The 15,650-nt window shown below is 72.4% G+C and carries 13 protein-coding genes; 3 read left to right on the top strand and 10 right to left on the bottom strand.

Features of this window, described 5'->3' with window-relative positions; genetic code table 11:
• Positions 1-8: 8 nt before the first annotated feature.
• On the bottom strand, positions 9-2,912 hold the full coding sequence (locus tag ACH4TP_RS36690; RefSeq protein WP_398440306.1) for an NACHT domain-containing protein: 2,904 nt from the start codon (positions 2,910-2,912) through the stop codon (positions 9-11).
• A 485-nt stretch (positions 2,913-3,397) separates the two neighbouring features.
• Between ACH4TP_RS36690 and ACH4TP_RS36685 the strand changes: the two genes are divergently transcribed.
• Positions 3,398-4,084 (top strand): M23 family metallopeptidase, encoded by a 687-nt coding sequence (locus ACH4TP_RS36685; protein ID WP_398440305.1) that lies wholly within the window; start codon positions 3,398-3,400, stop codon positions 4,082-4,084.
• Between the two features lie 13 nt (positions 4,085-4,097).
• On the opposite strand, the gene ACH4TP_RS36680 is transcribed toward ACH4TP_RS36685, so the two are convergent.
• On the bottom strand, positions 4,098-4,652 hold the full coding sequence (locus ACH4TP_RS36680; protein ID WP_389237619.1) for a TetR/AcrR family transcriptional regulator: 555 nt from the start codon (positions 4,650-4,652) through the stop codon (positions 4,098-4,100).
• Positions 4,653-4,751: 99 nt separating this feature from the next.
• On the opposite strand from ACH4TP_RS36680, the gene ACH4TP_RS36675 reads away from it, so the two are divergent.
• On the top strand, positions 4,752-6,338 hold the full coding sequence (locus ACH4TP_RS36675) for an MDR family MFS transporter (protein ID WP_398440304.1): 1,587 nt from the start codon (positions 4,752-4,754) through the stop codon (positions 6,336-6,338).
• A 67-nt stretch (positions 6,339-6,405) separates the two neighbouring features.
• Here ACH4TP_RS36675 and cseC read toward each other — a convergent pair whose 3' ends face one another.
• The 6 genes from cseC to ACH4TP_RS36645 all read right to left on the bottom strand — a co-directional run bounded on the left by cseC (position 6,406) and on the right by ACH4TP_RS36645 (position 11,641).
• Positions 6,406-7,722 carry a two-component system sensor histidine kinase CseC gene (gene cseC / locus ACH4TP_RS36670; RefSeq protein WP_389237623.1) on the bottom strand — a complete coding sequence of 439 codons (1,317 nt, stop codon included), beginning with the start codon at positions 7,720-7,722 and terminating at the stop codon, positions 6,406-6,408.
• Between the two features lie 17 nt (positions 7,723-7,739).
• Complete coding sequence (gene cseB, locus ACH4TP_RS36665; RefSeq protein WP_389237625.1) at positions 7,740-8,447, bottom strand: two-component system response regulator CseB; 708 nt, start codon at positions 8,445-8,447, stop codon at positions 7,740-7,742.
• A gap of 40 nt (positions 8,448-8,487) precedes the next feature.
• Positions 8,488-9,228 (bottom strand): hypothetical protein, encoded by a 741-nt coding sequence (locus ACH4TP_RS36660; RefSeq protein ID WP_398191016.1) that lies wholly within the window; start codon positions 9,226-9,228, stop codon positions 8,488-8,490.
• On the bottom strand, positions 9,216-9,788 hold the full coding sequence (locus ACH4TP_RS36655) for a SigE family RNA polymerase sigma factor (protein WP_398191013.1): 573 nt from the start codon (positions 9,786-9,788) through the stop codon (positions 9,216-9,218). Before ACH4TP_RS36655 ends, ACH4TP_RS36660 begins: the two co-directional genes overlap by 13 nt.
• Before the next feature lie 200 nt (positions 9,789-9,988).
• Positions 9,989-10,924, bottom strand: coding sequence for an A/G-specific adenine glycosylase (locus ACH4TP_RS36650; RefSeq protein ID WP_389237631.1), 936 nt, complete (start codon positions 10,922-10,924; stop codon positions 9,989-9,991).
• 33 nt (positions 10,925-10,957) lie between these two features.
• Positions 10,958-11,641 (bottom strand): phosphatase PAP2 family protein, encoded by a 684-nt coding sequence (locus ACH4TP_RS36645; RefSeq protein WP_389237633.1) that lies wholly within the window; start codon positions 11,639-11,641, stop codon positions 10,958-10,960.
• Positions 11,642-11,864: 223 nt separating this feature from the next.
• On the opposite strand from ACH4TP_RS36645, the gene ACH4TP_RS36640 reads away from it, so the two are divergent.
• The gene (locus tag ACH4TP_RS36640) at positions 11,865-12,728 is read left to right on the top strand and encodes a hypothetical protein (RefSeq protein WP_398191010.1); all 864 of its coding nucleotides are present in this window, start codon (positions 11,865-11,867) and stop codon (positions 12,726-12,728) included.
• Positions 12,729-12,782: 54 nt separating this feature from the next.
• Here the strand turns inward: ACH4TP_RS36640 and disA are convergent, their stop codons facing one another.
• Both disA and radA read right to left on the bottom strand, forming a co-directional pair.
• Positions 12,783-13,841, bottom strand: coding sequence for a DNA integrity scanning diadenylate cyclase DisA (gene disA / locus ACH4TP_RS36635; RefSeq protein WP_389237678.1), 1,059 nt, complete (start codon positions 13,839-13,841; stop codon positions 12,783-12,785).
• 238 nt (positions 13,842-14,079) lie between these two features.
• Positions 14,080-15,489: a DNA repair protein RadA gene (radA, locus tag ACH4TP_RS36630; protein WP_398191007.1), complete on the bottom strand. Its 1,410-nt coding sequence runs from the start codon at positions 15,487-15,489 to the stop codon at positions 14,080-14,082.
• Positions 15,490-15,650: the final 161 nt, after the last annotated feature.

Raw genomic sequence — 15,650 nt, 5'->3', positions numbered from 1 at the left:
CTTTCGCGTCACGCGATGATGGTGATGTCCGGCGGGAGGTGCTCGACGCCGGTGAGCTCGACGTTTCCCGCCGTGACGAACAGTTCTTCCAGTTCGCGAAGGGGCGCGAGGGAGGTCACGTCCCACGGGGCGTCGGCATCCGTGTAGAGGAGGAGCGAGAGGCCGCGCAGGTGGGGGAAGGCGGCGGCGATCAGACGGAAGGGAGGACCGTCGGGTCCGACCTCCAGCATGAGGTCCTCCATCCGCGGCAACCGCAGAGCTGCCAGGGCGTGGAGCGTCGGGTGACCGTCATGGTCGCCGAGCAGCCTGAGCCCTCGCAGGGCGGGCAGCAGAGGGCCGAGGCAGGCGAAGCCGCGCTCGGTGACCCCCGCCCTGATGTCCAGGGTCTCGGGCCGCAGACCGAGCCGCACCAGTGCGGCGGCTTGCTCGTCGTCCGTGACGGTGTAGTAGAGCTCGTCCGGGTCGAGTCTCGCGATGATCTCCTCGGCGTACTGCTCCGTGTCGAAGCGGGACCATCCCCACATCAGCTGGGACCGCGCCTGGAGGGCGGAGGGGCCGGCGAAGCGGGCCAGGTAGGGGATTGCCGCGTCGGAGGCGACGTGGGTGGCCGCCGTCACCACCATCTGGGCCTCCTCGTCGCTCAGCCCCTCCGGGCCCGGCAGCAGGTCGAGCACCAGCCGGCCCACCCCCGCCAGCTCGCGGGCCTCCGCCGGTGTGCGGGGCGGGATCACCTCCGCCGTGCGGGCCAGGACCCGCTCCCGTACCTCCGGTGACACCTCCGTCGCGTGATCGAGGGCCGTCGCCGCCAGGAGCAGGATGCGCAGCTGGGCCCGGCGGTTCACGGCCGCGTCCGCCGCCTTCAGCAGCTCTTCCAGGATCTCCGCGCACTCGCGCGGCCTGGCGTGCCCCACCGCCATGCGGATGACGTCCTCCCACTGGTCGTCGGCGGCGTGGCCGACCAGGACGCCGATGTCCCAGCGGTCCACCAGGGCCTTGGCGGCCAGGTAGTCCTGGAAGGTGCGGTGGACGAAGTCGACGGTGTCCTCGGTCGGCTCGCGGAGGAGGCCGCTGCGGTGGAGGAGGTGGGTGAAGACCTTCTCCGGCGGATACTGCGCGGCCTCCTGGACCGCCGGGACCGCCTCCCGTACGAGCGACTCCGCGTGGGACCGGTCCAGCTGGGTGCGGCCGTTGAGCGTCAGCCAGTACGCGAGGCGCTGGACCAGCTGGATCTGGGGGGCCTCGTCGAGGGCGATGCCGGACGGGGCGCCCATGTCCCGCTCGCGGTCGCGGCGCGCGAGGAGCATGGAGAGGGCGGCCTCGTAGAGGGCCCTGCGGCCGCGCGGGAGGAAGCCGCGCCGGTCGCGGTGCAGGGCGCAGATGAGCCCGCACATGAGGGGGTTGGTGGCGAGCTGGGCGACGTGCTCGGCGGTGCGGAGCGCGTCGAGGAGCGGCTGCTCGTACGGCTCGGCCTCGGGCCCGGCGGCCCGGTGCCAGCGGCGTACGAAGGTGGCGACCTCGGTGCGGGTCATGGGGGAGAGGGTCAGCTCGGTGAAGCCGTCCCCGGCCAGCCAGTCGTCGCGTACGGCGGTGGGGCGCGAGGTGACGAGCCAGCGGTTGCCCTCGTACGAGTCCAGGAGGCTTCGGAGCCACTCGCGGGCCCTGCCCCGCTCGACCTCGGGGATCTCGTCGATGCCGTCGACGAGGACGAGGCCCCGGCCGGCGGACAGGACGCGGTCGACCCATCCCTCCGGCGGGGTGAGCGGGCAGCCGGCGGCGGGGAGGAACCGGTCGGGGGCGGGGAGCCGCTCGCCGTGGCGGGTGAGGGCGCGGAGGGGGAGGACGAAGGGGATGCGGCCCCGGAGGTACGCCATGCCGTCCGTGCGCGCCCCGGCAGCCACAGCGTCCGTGCGCGCCCCGGCAGCCACAGCGTTCGCGCGCGCCCCGGCAGCCACAGCGTTCGCGCGCGCCCCGGTAGCCACAGCGTTCGCGCGCGCCCCGGTAGCCACAGCGTTCGCGCGCGCCCCGGTAGCCACGCCCCCCTCCGTCGCCGCCGAGACCGTCAGCCACTGGACGAGCGTCGTCTTGCCGGAGCCCGCGAGGCCGCGGAGCAGGACCTTGTCGTGGCGGGAGAGGGCGAGGTCGGCGCGGAGGGACTGTTCCCGCAAGGGTCCCGTCTCGTCCGGCACGGGTGTTTCGCCCGAGCCCGTCGCCTCCAGGGACAGGTAGGCGAGGTCGAGCGGCCACCGGTCCGGGGAGTGGTGGAGGTCGATGCCGTAGATGGTGAGGCGGCCGTGTTTCTTCGCCAGGTGCTCCAGGTAGCGGCGCTCGAAGTCCGCGTCACGCGAGTCCCCCCGTGGTGTCCGGCGGATGACCTCGTCCATCTTCGCGAGGAGCTCCGCCTGTCCCCGGGTCTGTTCCACCAGGCTGCGCGCCACGAACGTCGAGCGCTGGGTGAAGAACTCCAGGATGTGGAGGCAGGCCCATTCGGTCAGGGACTCCAGGTAGAGGCCCGAGTCCGTGGAGAGGCCGTCCGGGGCCGGGGCGGCGGTGCGCAGGCGGCGGGCGAGGTCGCGGTGGCCGAGGCGGACGGCCTGGGCGTCGTCCATGTCGAGATCGCCGAGGGCGAGGAGGGTGCGGGCGAGGGCGTCGGTGACGGCCTCGGTCTCGTCGGCGGGGAAGGGGGGCTCGCCGTTCCCGCCCGAGGACCGCTCGACGAGGGTCTTCGCCAGCTTGCGGACGTCCTTCTCCGTGAGCGTGCGCTTCTCGCCGCGGAAGGAGACCAGGGAGGAGAGTCGGATCGCGCCCGACGGGCCGGGGAGGCCGGCGCCTGGTCCGTCGCTGACCAGCAGTTTCTTCAGCATGGGGCCGATCGCGGACGAGGCGAGGCGCATGCCGATGAGTGCCGGTTCCATGTGTGGTCCCCCCTGGATTCCCCGGATTCCCGAAGTGGTCAGCGTAGTGCGGGACGGTGTTCGGGGCGGCTCGGTTGCGTGACCCAGGTCCCATTCGGGGGCGGGCGCTGGTGACAAGGCGCACAGGCGTTTCGGGGGGTACTAACTGGAATAGTGGCGACCTTTAACCCCAATTAGGGACGTTTCGGTGTCAACTACCGGGACCTTGGTCCCAGGGGGTCCCGAACCGGGCGTCGGGCGGCGTTTCGGGCGGTTCCGGGCCCCGGCGACGTGCGCGTAAACCGATTCTCTTGTGTCGGTATGTCCGATTTCGCGAGGTCCCTCCGGGGGCGTCAAGAGGTGAACTTCCCTGGAGATCGCTACGACGCAATGTCGTAGATGGGGTGTTTTGGGATGGGCTGGGGGTCGGGTTACCAAGGATGAGCAAGCCCGGCGCAGAGCACCGTCCGCGTCGGGTCCCGTACTTCCCGGAGGTCTTCCCCCGTATGTCGAAGCGCGTCATGAACCCCGCCGCCCGCATCACCGCCGTCGCTCTCGCCGCCGCGGGTCTGGGTGCGTCGCTGGTGGCCGGAGCAGGGTCCGCCTTCGCCGCCGAGGGCAAGGTGGCCACCGCCCCGGCCGCGCTCACCGCGTCCGCCGCCGTCGCCGCCCAGGCCGACGCCCAGGCCCACCTCGCCGCTCAGGTGAAGGCCGCCGTCGCCAAGGCCTCCGCCGTGAAGGCCGCCCCGGTGAAGGCCGTCAAGAAGGCGACCCCGGCCTGGGTCAAGCCGGTCACCGTGTACGCCCTCAGCGCCAGCTTCAACCAGGGCGGCGCCATGTGGGCCCACAAGCACTCCGGCCAGGACTTCGCCGTCCCGGTCGGCACCCCGGTCCACGCCGCGGCCGCCGGCACCGTCGTGAAGGCCGGCCCGAACGGCGGCGGCGACGGCCCCGCGTACGGCAACGCGATCGTCATCAAGCACGCCAACGGCACGTACTCCCAGTACGCCCACCTGTCGCTGATCCAGGTCCACATCGGCCAGACGGTCGGCGCCGGCCAGCAGATCGCCCTCTCGGGCAACACCGGCAACTCCTCCGGCCCGCACCTGCACTTCGAGATCCGTACGACCCCGAACTACGGCTCCGCCGTCAACCCGATGGTCTTCCTGCGGGCCCACGGCGTCGGCGTCTGACCCACCCCGTAGCTCAGGCCTGCTCGGCCTGCTCGATCAGATCGAGGGCGACCTCGAGGACGGCTTCCTGCTTCTCCTCGGTGTCGCCCTCGATGTTTTCCATGAAGAAGGTCCCGGCGTGCAGCGCGAACACCGCGCTCACGGCGCGGACCTTGTCCTTCACCGGGGCGTCGGGCTCCTGGACGAACTTGTTGAGCGCGAGGAAGCGCTCCTTGAAGGTGAGCCCGATGCTCAGGTCCCGCACGGTCGCCTGGTTCTCGTGCATGAAGCGGAACAGCGGGGCCGCGGCGAGCAGGGCCTTCTGGTAGCGGCGCAGGATCTCCCGCTTGGTCTCCAGGGTGCGCGGCTGCTCGCCCGCCCAGGCGACCAGCTCGTCGATCGGGCGTGCCAGGTCCTGGAAGATCCCGATGATGATGTCTTCCTTGGTCTTGAAGTGGTAGTAGAGCGCCGCCTTCGTGACGTCCAGCCGTTCCGCGATCTCGCGCAGCGAGGTCTTCTCGTAGCCCTGCTCGGCGAAGAGTTCGAGAGCCACGTCCTGGATGCGCTGGCGTGTGTTGCCTCGGGCCATGACGGGTCTCGCTTTCCAGAAAACTTACTTGACGCCCGGCTAGTTACGGGCCTACCGTCCCAGTGTAGTAACTAGCCGGGCGGCAAGTAAGGGAACGACATGGCGACGAAACAGAACGTTCAAGCAGCAGAAGGGGAGGCCTCGGACCCGCAGCCGCGCAGCGTACGCGTCGTCCTCCTCGCCCTCATGATCGCGATGCTGCTCGCGATGCTCGACAACATGATCATCGGCACCGCGATGCCGACGATCGTCGGCGAGCTCGGCGGCCTCGAACACCTCTCCTGGGTCGTCACCGCCTACACCCTGGCCACCGCCGCCTCCACCCCCCTCTGGGGCAAGCTCGGCGACATGTTCGGCCGCAAGGGCGTCTTCCTCACCTCGATCGTGATCTTCCTGATCGGCTCGGCGCTCAGCGGCATGGCCCAGGACATGGGCCAGCTCATCGGCTTCCGCTCCATCCAGGGCCTCGGCGCCGGCGGCCTCATGGTCGGCGTCATGGCGATCATCGGCGACCTGATCCCGCCCCGAGAGCGCGGCAAGTACCAGGGCATGATGGCCGGAATCATGGCCCTCGCCATGATCGGCGGCCCCCTCGTCGGCGGCACCATCACCGACCACTGGGGCTGGCGCTGGTCCTTCTACATCAACCTGCCGCTCGGCATCGTCGCCCTCGCCATGCTCACCACCGTCCTGCACCTGCCGAAGAAGCAGCGCGCCACGGGCACCCGGATCGACTTCCTCGGCGCCGCGCTGCTGACCGCCGGCATCACCGCGATCGTCCTCGTCACCACCTGGGGCGGCACGGAGTACGCCTGGGGCTCGGCCACCATCGTCGGCCTCATCGTCGGCGGCGTCGCCGCGCTCGCCGCCTTCGTCCTCGTGGAGTCCCGGGCGAGCGACCCGATCATGCCGCTGCACATCTTCCGCAGCCGCAACTTCACCCTGATGTCCCTGATCGGCTTCATCACCGGCTTCGTGATGTTCGGCGCGGTCCTCTACCTGCCGATCTTCCAGCAGTCCGTCCAGGGCGCCTCGGCCACCAACTCCGGCCTGCTGCTCCTGCCGATGCTGATGTCGATGATGGTCGTCTCGCTGCTCGTCGGCCGCGTCACCACCAACACCGGCAAGTACAAGATCTTCCCGATCGCGGGCGGCGCGCTCATGGTCGCCGGCCTCTTCCTGCTCTCCACGATGGACACCGGCACCTCGCGCCTCGTCTCCGGCGTCTGGATGGCCGTCCTCGGCGCCGGCATGGGATTCCTCATGCAGATCACCATGCTGGTCGCCCAGAACAGCGTGGAGATGAAGGACATGGGCGTCGCCTCCTCCTCCACCACCCTCTTCCGGACGCTCGGCTCCTCCTTCGGCGTCGCGATCATGGGCGCGCTCTTCACCGGCCGCGTCCAGGACGAGATGGCCTCCCGCGGCGGGGGCGGGCTCACCGAGCGCACCGCCCAGCTCGACGCGGCGAGCCTCGCCAAGCTGCCGGCCGCGCTCCGCGAGGCCTACCAGCACGCGGTGGCCTCCGGCACGCACAGCGCCTTCCTGCTCGCCTCGGCCGTCGCCGTCCTCGGCTTCCTCCTCGCCTTCTTCGTCAAGGAGGTGCTGCTCCGCGGCGCCGGACCGGCCGCGGCCCCGAAGGCGGAGTCCGGCGACGACGCGCCGAAGGTCGCCGAGACGGTCTGACACCAGCAGTACGTACGCGAAAGGGGCCGGGTCCTGTTCATGGACCCGGCCCCTTCCCCGTACCCCGTCAGTCCGGCAGCCGCAGGATCGGGAAGCTGCCCGTGTTCGTCGGCGCGTGGTCCGGCAGCCACAGCACCGCGATGGCGCCGCCCACCCCCTCCGGGGCCCCCTCCGAGGCCACGTTCCGGAAGGTCAGCCGGGCGCCGAGGACCCGCGCCTGGCCCGCCGCGATCGTCAGGCCCAGGCCGTGGCCCTGGCCCGCGCGGTCGCTCGTCCCCGTACGGAAGCGGCTCGGGCCCTCCTTGAGCAGCGCCTCCGGGAAGCCCGGCCCGTGGTCGCGGACGCGGACCACCCGGCCCTCGACGGTGACCTCGACCGGCGGCTTGCCGTGCTTGGCCGCGTTGGCGAGGAGATTGCCCAGGACCCGCTCCAGGCGGCGCGGATCGGTGTTCACCCAGGACTCGTGGACGACCCGGACGACGACCTCCGGGTCCAGGGCCCGCACCCGCCGCTCCACGAACTCGCCGAGCGCGATCTCCTGGAGCTCGGCCCGCTCCGAGGCGCTGTCGAGCCGGGCCACCTCCAGGACGTCCTCGACCAGCGTCCGCATGGCCTGCGCCCGGTCCCGCACGAGCTCGGTCGGACGCCCCGGCGGCAGCAGCTCGGCCGCCGTGAGCAGCCCGGTGACGGGGGTGCGCAGCTCGTGCGCGATGTCGGCGGTGACCCGCCGCTCGGCCTCGATCCGCTCGTTCAGGGCGTCGGTCAGGGCGTCCACCGCCCACGCCAGGTCGTCGGTCTCGTCCCGTACGACTCCGCCGACGGCGTCCCGCACCCGTACGTCCGTGTTGCCCTGGGCCACCCGCCCGGCCGCGACGGCGGCCTTCCGCAGCCGCCGCGACAGCTGCCCGCCGATGAGGACGCCGAGCGCGCAGCCGCCGAAGACCACCGACACCGAGCCGATGACGAGGGCCCGGTCCAGATCGTTCATGATCGTCGCGCTGCGGTCGGCGAAGGGGATGTGCAGCGAGAGGACGTCGCCGTTGGCGAGCGGCACGGCCGCCCACACGTCCGGCGGCCCGCCGTGCCGGTGCTCCTGCACGTACGTCCCGCGCCGCTTGTCCCGCATCAGCTGGTGCAGCTGGGACGGCAGCGCCGGGTCGTTGATCTTCGTGCCGAAGCGGGGCTCCTTCGGCTTCGAGGTCTCGTACATCCGCTGGGCGAAGAGCAGCCGCTCCATCTGCACCTCGCGCGCGTTGTCGAGCATCGAGATGCGGGCGGCGTTGTGCACGACGACGCTCAGGGTGATCGCGATGAGGGCGCCGACCGCCGCGATGGCGACGGCGATCTTCCAGCGGACCCCGGTACGGAGGGGAAGCAGCTTCACGGGCACGGACACGGGACCTAGCTCTTGAGCTTGTAGCCGAAGCCGCGCACGGTCTCGATCCGGTCCTGGCCGATCTTGGCGCGCAGCCGCTGCACATGGACGTCCACGACCCGGGTGTCACCGCCCCAGCCGTAGTCCCAGACCCGCTCCAGGAGCTTGTCCCGCGACAGCACGGTGCCCGGCGCCGAGGAGAACTCCAGGAGCAGCCGCATCTCGGTCGGGGTCAGCGCCACCGGCGTCCCGCCCTTGCGGACCTCCATGCCCTCCGTGTCGACCTCCAGGTCGCCTTCGCCGAAGACGAGGAGCCCGCCGCCGTCGGAGGGCTCCTCGTGCTCGCCGGCGCCGGCCCCGCCCGCGTGGCCGAAGCGGCGCAGCACGGCCCGGATGCGGGCCATCAGGACGGAGCCGTCGAAGGGCTTGGTGACGTAGTCGTCGGCCCCGGCCTCCAGGCCGAGCACGACGTCGATCGAGTCGGCGCGCGCCGACAGCATGATGACGGGCACCGTCGACTCGTCGCGGATGCGGCGGCAGAGGCTGACCCCGTCCATGCCCGGCAGCATCACGTCGAGGAGGGCGATGTCCGGCCGCCGCGCCCGGAAGGCGTCCAGGCCGGAGAGCCCGTCGGGCATGGCGGTCACCCGGAAGCCGTCCCGCTCCAGGGCGAGCTGGGTGGCCTCACGGATGACGTCGTCGTCCTCGACGAACAGGACATGGGTCTCGGCCATCGTGCGTGTCCTTCGGTGTACGGGTGCTGCGGTCTGCGGCTCAGCCGGCGGGGGACGCGCTCGGAGCGGGCTCGATGCCGTCGCCGACGGCCCGGCTGTAGTCGTTGTGCACCCAGTCGTGCTGGGTGAACTTGTTCCCCGACCAGCGGTAGGTGATCACGTCCTCGCCCGAGGGGTACGCGACCGGGTCGCCCTTCGCGTACACCTGCTTGGTGACGACGAGGTCGCCCCGGTCGATCGTCGCGTAGACCGCCGCGTCCTCGGCCATGAACACGTTCTCGTACCGGTCGCTCTGCTTGCGGTAGACGTACGTGCCGATGCCGACGGCGTCACCGCAGGTCATCACGTTGACGACCACGTCGGGGGCGTCGGAGTTCGTGAGGTTGCCGTACGAGGCGTCCACCGGGTACGCGTCGGCGACGCAGGCCTTCAGGTCGCCCTTGAACCGCGCGCCGATCTTCGGATCGCCCTTCAGGAGCGCGATCGGGTCCACCCGCTCGGCCGGCTGCGGGCCGGAGTCGGCCGCGACGGAGGGGGTGGGCGCCGCGGCGGCGACCTCGTCGGTGCGGGCCGCGCCCTCGTCGCGGGAGCCGGTGCCGCCGGTGGAGCAGCCGGCCAGGGAAAGGCCGACGGCGACGAGCCCGGCCGTCGCCGTGACGCTCGCCGCCTTGACGGTACGGCGGGGGCGGCGGCGTCCGGTCTCGTACCGGTCGCCGCCGCCGCGCACGCCGTGGTGGCCTCCGTGCGGTCTGCCGTCGGGTTCGCCGTCTAGGCCGCGCACCGCTCCCGCCCTCCTTCGTCACCTCGTACGGTCGTCCGCTCCCCGGTCCGCCCCAGGGCGCGGGCGTCGAGGTCACGGCTCTCCAGCTCCTGGCGGAGCCGGGCGAGCGCGCGGTGGAGCGTCGACTTCACCGTACCCGTCGACATGCCGAGCGCCGCCGCCGTCTCCTCCGTGCTCATCTGCTCCCAGTGCCGCAGGACGACGACGCTGCGCTGCTTGGGCGCGAGCACCTTCAGGACGTCCATGAGGAGCGCGCGGTCGGCATGCTGCTCGGTCGGGTCGTCGACGCTGCCGTCGGGCAGCTGCTCGGTCGGCACCTCTTCGAGCCTGCGGGAGCGCCACCACTCGGTCCGGGTGTTGATCATGACCCGGCGGAGGTAGGCGTCGGCGAGGGACTTGTCGGCGATGCCGTCCCAGCGGCCGTACGTACGGGCCAGGGCCGTCTGCAGGAGGTCCTGGGCGTCGACGGGGTCGGCGACGAGACGGCGGGCGCTGCGCAGCAGCGCGTCCTGCCGCGTGCGTACGTACTCCTCGAAGTCGAGCACCTCGCCGTGCCTCATCCGAACCGCCTCCGAATCCCCGTGACCTTCGTTCCTCGTGTCGTCGACGACGCTACGGAGCGGTTGTCACGGGGCTGTGCGGGGCAGCCGTCGGTGGACGCACGGCTACCCATCGGTTGTGTAACAGCGGGCTCGGCGGGGGTTTCGGCGCCCGGGCGCCGGGAGAGCGGCGGGACGGCTCGGGCAGCGGCGGGACGGCTTCAGGACAGCGGCAGCCGGTACCGGCCGCCGTCCAGCGGCTCGACGAGACCGTCCGCGACCAGGCCGTCCAGGGCCCTGGCCCGCTGCACCGGCTCGTCCCAGACCGCGTCCAGGGCCGCCTGCGGCACCGGGTCCGCCGAATCCCGCAGCACGGCGAGGAGCCGGCCGCGGACCTGCCGGTCGGTCCCGGCGTACGTCTGGCCCCGCCGCGGCGGACCGTCGTGCGCCGGCTTCCCCGCGAGCCGCCAGGCGCACCGCCCGGCGATCGGGCAGCGCCCGCAGTCCTCGTTCTTCGCCGTGCACACCAGGGCGCCCAGCTCCATGGAGGCGGCCGCCCAGCGGGACGCCCTCGCCTCGTCCTCCGGCAGCAGCGCGCGGGCGAGCCGCCGCTCGGCCGCCGTGGTCGCGTTCGGCGGGTACTGGACGCCGGTCGCCGCCCGAGCGAAGACCCGGCGCACGTTCGTGTCCAGGACCGCGTGCCGCTGCCCGTACGCGAAGGAGGCCACCGCCGCCGCCGTGTACTCGCCGATGCCGGGCAGCGCGAGCAGCTGGGCGTGGTCGCGGGGCACGTCGCCGTGGTGCCGTTCCGTTATGGCCACGGCCGCCGCGTGCAGCCGCAGCGCCCGGCGCGGATAGCCCAGCCGGCCCCAGGCGCGGACCGCCTCGCCGGGGGCCTCGGCGGCCAGGTCGGCCGGGCGCGGCCAGCGCGCGAGCCACTGCTCGTACACCGGGAGGACCCGGACCACCGGGGTCTGCTGGAGCATGAACTCGCTGACCATGACGCCCCAGGCGCCGGCCTCGGGGCGGCGCCAGGGCAGGTCGCGGGCGTGCCGGTCGAACCAGGCGAGGACGGGCCCGTGCAGCTCGGCGGGCGGGACGGGCACCTCGGGGGCGACGGAGGCCGGGGCGGGGGTGGGGTCATCGATGGAAGTCATGGCACCTCCGATCCTGGCACGTCCCCGGCGGGATCAGTACGCGCCGTGGCGTGCGCGCCTGGGCCGCTCGGAGTGCGCGGGGGCGTACGCGGAGGCGTGCGCACTCGGCCCGCGCCCCGCGCACCACAGCACGGCCGAGCTCCGGCTCGACCGGGCCGTCTCCACCAGCGACCGCACGGGCCGCTCCGCGAGCCGCATCACGAGGAACGCGACCAGGGCGCCGACCAGCAGGCCGACGGTCACGTCGTGCGGGTAGTGCACGCCGACGAAGACCCGCGAGAAGGCCATGAGCAGCGCCATCGGCACGGTCAGCCAGACGATCCCGCGCCAGGACAGGGCGAGCGCGATGGCGGCCGCGCCCGCGATCGCCGAGTGGTTGCTCGGGAAGGACCAGTCGCCGTGCGGCGGGCAGGCGACCAGCGAGACGGGCGCGCCGGCGACCGCCCGGCAGGGACGTTCCTCGTCGACCAGCGACTTCGCCGCCTCGCTCACCACGTAACCGAAACCGGTCGCGACCGGGGCCAGCAGCGCGAGCGCCATCGCCCGGCTCGAACCCTCCCGGGAGCGCCACCAGCCGGCGAGGAACAGCACGCCGAAGAGCAGCAGCCCGAGCTCCGTCCACACCTCGGCGATCCACTGGAACCAGTGGGGGGTGGAATGGGCGAAATCGGCGACGTCGAGATACAGACGGTCGGAGAGGTCGAGAAGGGTGTTCATGGTGCATGACGCTAACCGGAATCCGGAGTGCCCCGCCCCGGGCCAACGGCCAGAACGACCCCCGACGAAAGTGGGGGGCCGCGATTCGCGCTGGTTCCCCATGGTTTCGGGCGGGGTTCCCGGAAAAGTTCCCGGAACCCACGGATGTGATCATCGGCAAAACTTGAGCTCTCGGGCGGCGGGTGGGGCGGGAGTTGGGCCGGATCTCTCGTAAGGTTCGGTCGTGGGATCTTTGCGCAATCCGGTCGGGCCGCTTCCCTCCACCATCTACTGGCGACGGAGGGCGGTGGCGGCGTGCCTGGCGGTGCTCCTCGCACTCCTCGGCATCTGGGCCCTCACCTCGGGCGACGGCGGCGGGAAGAAGACGAACGACGGGGCCAACGGCGCCTCGCCGGCCCCGCCCTCGATCACCCCCGGACCCTCCGGCAGCGGTCCGGCGATCAGCCAACAGCCCGGCGGCCGCGACGAGTCGGGCGACTCCGGTGACAACGGCGGCTCCACGGGCTCCGGTACGGACGAGGGCACCGACGCGGGTACGGGCGCCGGTGCGGACTCGGGTGCCGGTACGGAATCGGGTGCCGACTCCGGCACCGCGGGCCCCGGCAAGAACGGCGACACCGACGGGGCGGGCGCCGACGGAGGCGCGGGCACCGGCGCGGGCCAGCAGGTCCCGGCCGACTCCCCGCTCCCCAACTGCCCCGCCGGAGCGCTGCAGTTGAGCCTCCGCTCCACCAAGGTCACTTACGAGGCGGGCGAGAAGCCCCGCTTCCAGCTCGTCGCCAGGAATACCTCGAACACCACCTGCAAGGCCGACTTCGGGCCCCGCAGCGCGGTTCTGACGATCAGTGACAACCGCGACGACGAGATCTGGTCCTCCGCCGACTGCCCGCGCCCCGGCGCCCCGGTCCTGCTGCGCGTCCCCGCGCACGCCACCATCACCCACACCGTGGAATGGGACCGAGGTCACAGCGCCCCGCAGTGCGCCAGCGCCCCGGCGGGCCCGGCCGGTCCCGGGACCTACCTGGTGGAGGCACGGGTGCCGGGCGCGAAGGTGTCCCCGGCCTCGTTCACGCTCGCCAAGGACTGAGGACCCTCCCGGGTCTCAGACACGCTCGCCAAGGACTGAGGACCCTCCCGGGTCTCAGACGTACCGCTCCAGGATCGAGGACTCCGCGAGCCGCGACAGGCCCTCGCGGACGCTGCGGGCGCGGGCCTCGCCGACGCCGTCGACGGTCTGGAGGTCGTCCACGCTCGCCGCGAGCAGCTTCTGCAGCCCGCCGAAGTGCTCCACCAGGCGCTCGATGATCGCGCCGGGCAGCCGCGGCACCTTCGCCAGGAGCCGGTAGCCGCGCGGCGAGACCGCCGAGTCGAGGGTCTCGGGCGAGCCGCTGTAGCCGAGGGCGCGCGCCACGACCGGGAGTTCGAGCAGCTCGGTGTGGGTGAGCGCGTCCAGCTCGGTGAGCGCCTCGGCGACCGTCCGCGAACGCTTCGCCGTCGGCTCCGGCACGTAGTCCCGGACCACCAGCTCGCGCTCCGGCTCCACGCCCGCGATCAGCTCGTCGAGCTGGAGCGACAGGAGCCGCCCGTCGGTGCCGAGCTCGACCACGTACTCGGCGATCTCGGTGGCGATCCGGCGGACCATCTCCAGGCGCTGCGCGACCGCGGTGACGTCCCGGACCGTGACCAGGTCTTCGATCTCCAGCGCCGACAGCGTGCCGGCCACCTCGTCGAGCCGCAGCTTGTACCGCTCCAGCGTCGCGAGCGCCTGGTTGGCGCGGGACAGGATCGCGGCCGACTCCTCCAGGACCCGGCGCTCACCGTCCACGTACAGCGCGATCAGACGCATCGACTGCGAGACGGAGACGACCGGGAACTTGCACTGCTTGGACACCCGGTCCGCGGTGCGGTGGCGGGTGCCGGTCTCCTCGGTGGGGATGGAGGCGTCCGGGACCAGCTGCACACCCGCGCGGTGGATCTTGGTGATGTCCTTGTCGAGGACGAGCGCGCCGTCGAGCTTGCACAGCTCACGCAGGCGCGTCGCGGTGAACTCGACGTTCAGCTCGAAACCGCCGGTGCACATCGAATCGACCGTCTTGTCCAGGCCGAGCACGATGAGACCACCGGTGTTCCCCCGGAGGATCCGCTCCAGGCCGTCGCGCAGCGCGGTGCCCGGCGCGACCGCGCTCAGGGCGGCGCGCATCAGCGCTTCGTTGCCGTCCTTGGCTGCCACTGCACTCCTCCGGCTCGTACGGATGGGCGAGACCAGGGCAAAGTCTAGCGACACCACCCCGGCGGGATCGTGGGCATCCGCTTCGCCGACCCTGTGCGGGCACACGTTCCGCAGGGCGCGGGGGTCCCCCCGGACGGAGTCCGGGGAAGGGCGGGCCCCGCGGAGACGGCTCCGCTGCCTGTACGGCGCCCCCGAGGACCGTCTCCGCTCAGAGGTCCGGCGCGTCGTCCTGAGCGGCCTTCCCCCGCCGACTCCGGGGAAGCACCCGCAGCGCGTCCCCCACGTCCGCCACCTCCGTCACCTTCATCCCCACCGGCACCTTCCCCGGGTCCGAGGGGACCAGCGCATGCGTGAAGCCCAGCCGGTGCGCCTCGGCGAGCCGCCGCTGCACGCCCGTCACCCGCCGCACCTCGCCCGCGAGCCCGACCTCGCCGATCGCGACCAGGTTCTTCGGCAGCGGGACGTCGCTCGCCGCGGAGGCCAGCGCCAGCGCGATCGCCAGGTCGGCGGCCGGCTCGGTGAGCTTCACGCCGCCGACGGTCGCGCTGTAGATGTCCCGCTTGCCCAGCGCGCTGATCCGGCCCCGCTGCTCCAGGACCGCCAGCATCATCGAGACCCGGGAGGTCTCCAGACCGGAGACCGTCCGGCGCGGGGAGGGGATCTGGGAGTCCACCGTCAGCGACTGGACCTCGGCGACGAGCGGACGGCGGCCCTCCAGGGTGACCGTCAGACAGGTGCCGGGCACGGCCACGTCACGCCGGGTCAGGAAGAGCCCGGAGGGGTCGGCGAGCCCCGTGATGCCCTCGTCGTGCAGCTCGAAGCAGCCGACCTCGTCGGTCGCCCCGTACCGGTTCTTCACGCCCCGGACCAGCCGCAGGCGCGCATGCCGGTCGCCCTCGAAGCTCAGGACGACGTCGACCAGGTGCTCCAGGAGCCGGGGCCCCGCGATGGCCCCGTCCTTGGTGACGTGGCCGACGAGGAGCGTCGACATGCCGCGCTCCTTGGAGGCCCGGATGAGGGCTCCGGCGACCTCGCGGACCTGGGCCATGCCGCCGGGCGCGCCGTCGATCTCGGGGGAGGCGACGGTCTGCACCGAGTCCATGATCAGCAGGGAGGGCTTCACCGCGTCGAGGTGCCCGAGGACGGCCGACAGATCGGTCTCGGCCGCCAGGTACAGATGGTCGCTGAGCGCGCCGATCCGGTCGGCGCGCAGCCGGACCTGGCTCGCGGACTCCTCGCCCGTGACGTACAGCGTGCGGTGCTCGTCGCTCGCCGCCTTGGCCGCCACGTCGAGCAGGAGCGTGGACTTGCCGACGCCCGGCTCGCCCGCCAGCAGCACCACGGCGCCGGGCACCAGGCCCCCGCCGAGGACCCGGTCCAGCTCGTCGACGCCGGTCGAGCGGGCGGTCGCCTGCCGGCCGTCGACCTGGGCGATGGGCAGCGCGGCGGTGGAGACGCGCCCCGCCGCGGTGGTCCGGACGGCGGGCGCGCCGTACTCCTCGACCGTCCCCCAGGCCTGGCATTCGGGGCAGCGGCCGAGCCACTTGGCCGTCTGCCAGCCGCACTCGGTGCAGCGGTAGGACGGCCGGTCCTTGGCGGTTTTCGTACGGGCAGCCATGAGTGCCACCGTATCCGCCCCCACCGACAACGGGCCTCCGTCATCCACAGGGGGAGCCCCACGGCACCGGAACACCCGCTTCGTGTCCTCTTTCGAGCGATAGCTTCACCCGTAAGAATGAGAATGGTGCGACCGGTACGAAGAGTGCCCCCCGCCCTGCC

The organism is Streptomyces sp. NPDC021012 (assembly GCF_044333355.1).
In the GTDB taxonomy this organism is placed as follows: Bacteria; Actinomycetota; Actinomycetes; order Streptomycetales; family Streptomycetaceae; genus Streptomyces.
This window is presented reverse-complemented; position numbering and strand designations above follow the sequence as displayed.

Excerpts from the sequence above, each read along its gene's own strand:
- ACH4TP_RS36645 (WP_389237633.1), bottom strand. The coding sequence starts at position 11,641 with ATGAACACCCTTCTCGACCTCTCCGACCGTCTGTATCTCGACGTCGCC.
- radA (WP_398191007.1), bottom strand. The coding sequence starts at position 15,489 with ATGGCTGCCCGTACGAAAACCGCCAAGGACCGGCCGTCCTACCGCTGC.
- ACH4TP_RS36685 (WP_398440305.1), top strand. The coding sequence starts at position 3,398 with ATGTCGAAGCGCGTCATGAACCCCGCCGCCCGCATCACCGCCGTCGCT.
- cseB (WP_389237625.1), bottom strand. The coding sequence starts at position 8,447 with ATGGCCGAGACCCATGTCCTGTTCGTCGAGGACGACGACGTCATCCGT.
- ACH4TP_RS36655 (WP_398191013.1), bottom strand. The coding sequence starts at position 9,788 with ATGAGGCACGGCGAGGTGCTCGACTTCGAGGAGTACGTACGCACGCGG.
- ACH4TP_RS36675 (WP_398440304.1), top strand. The coding sequence starts at position 4,752 with ATGGCGACGAAACAGAACGTTCAAGCAGCAGAAGGGGAGGCCTCGGAC.
- ACH4TP_RS36690 (WP_398440306.1), bottom strand. The coding sequence starts at position 2,912 with ATGGAACCGGCACTCATCGGCATGCGCCTCGCCTCGTCCGCGATCGGC.
- ACH4TP_RS36650 (WP_389237631.1), bottom strand. The coding sequence starts at position 10,924 with ATGACTTCCATCGATGACCCCACCCCCGCCCCGGCCTCCGTCGCCCCC.
- ACH4TP_RS36680 (WP_389237619.1), bottom strand. The coding sequence starts at position 4,652 with ATGGCCCGAGGCAACACACGCCAGCGCATCCAGGACGTGGCTCTCGAA.
- disA (WP_389237678.1), bottom strand. The coding sequence starts at position 13,841 with ATGCGCGCCGCCCTGAGCGCGGTCGCGCCGGGCACCGCGCTGCGCGAC.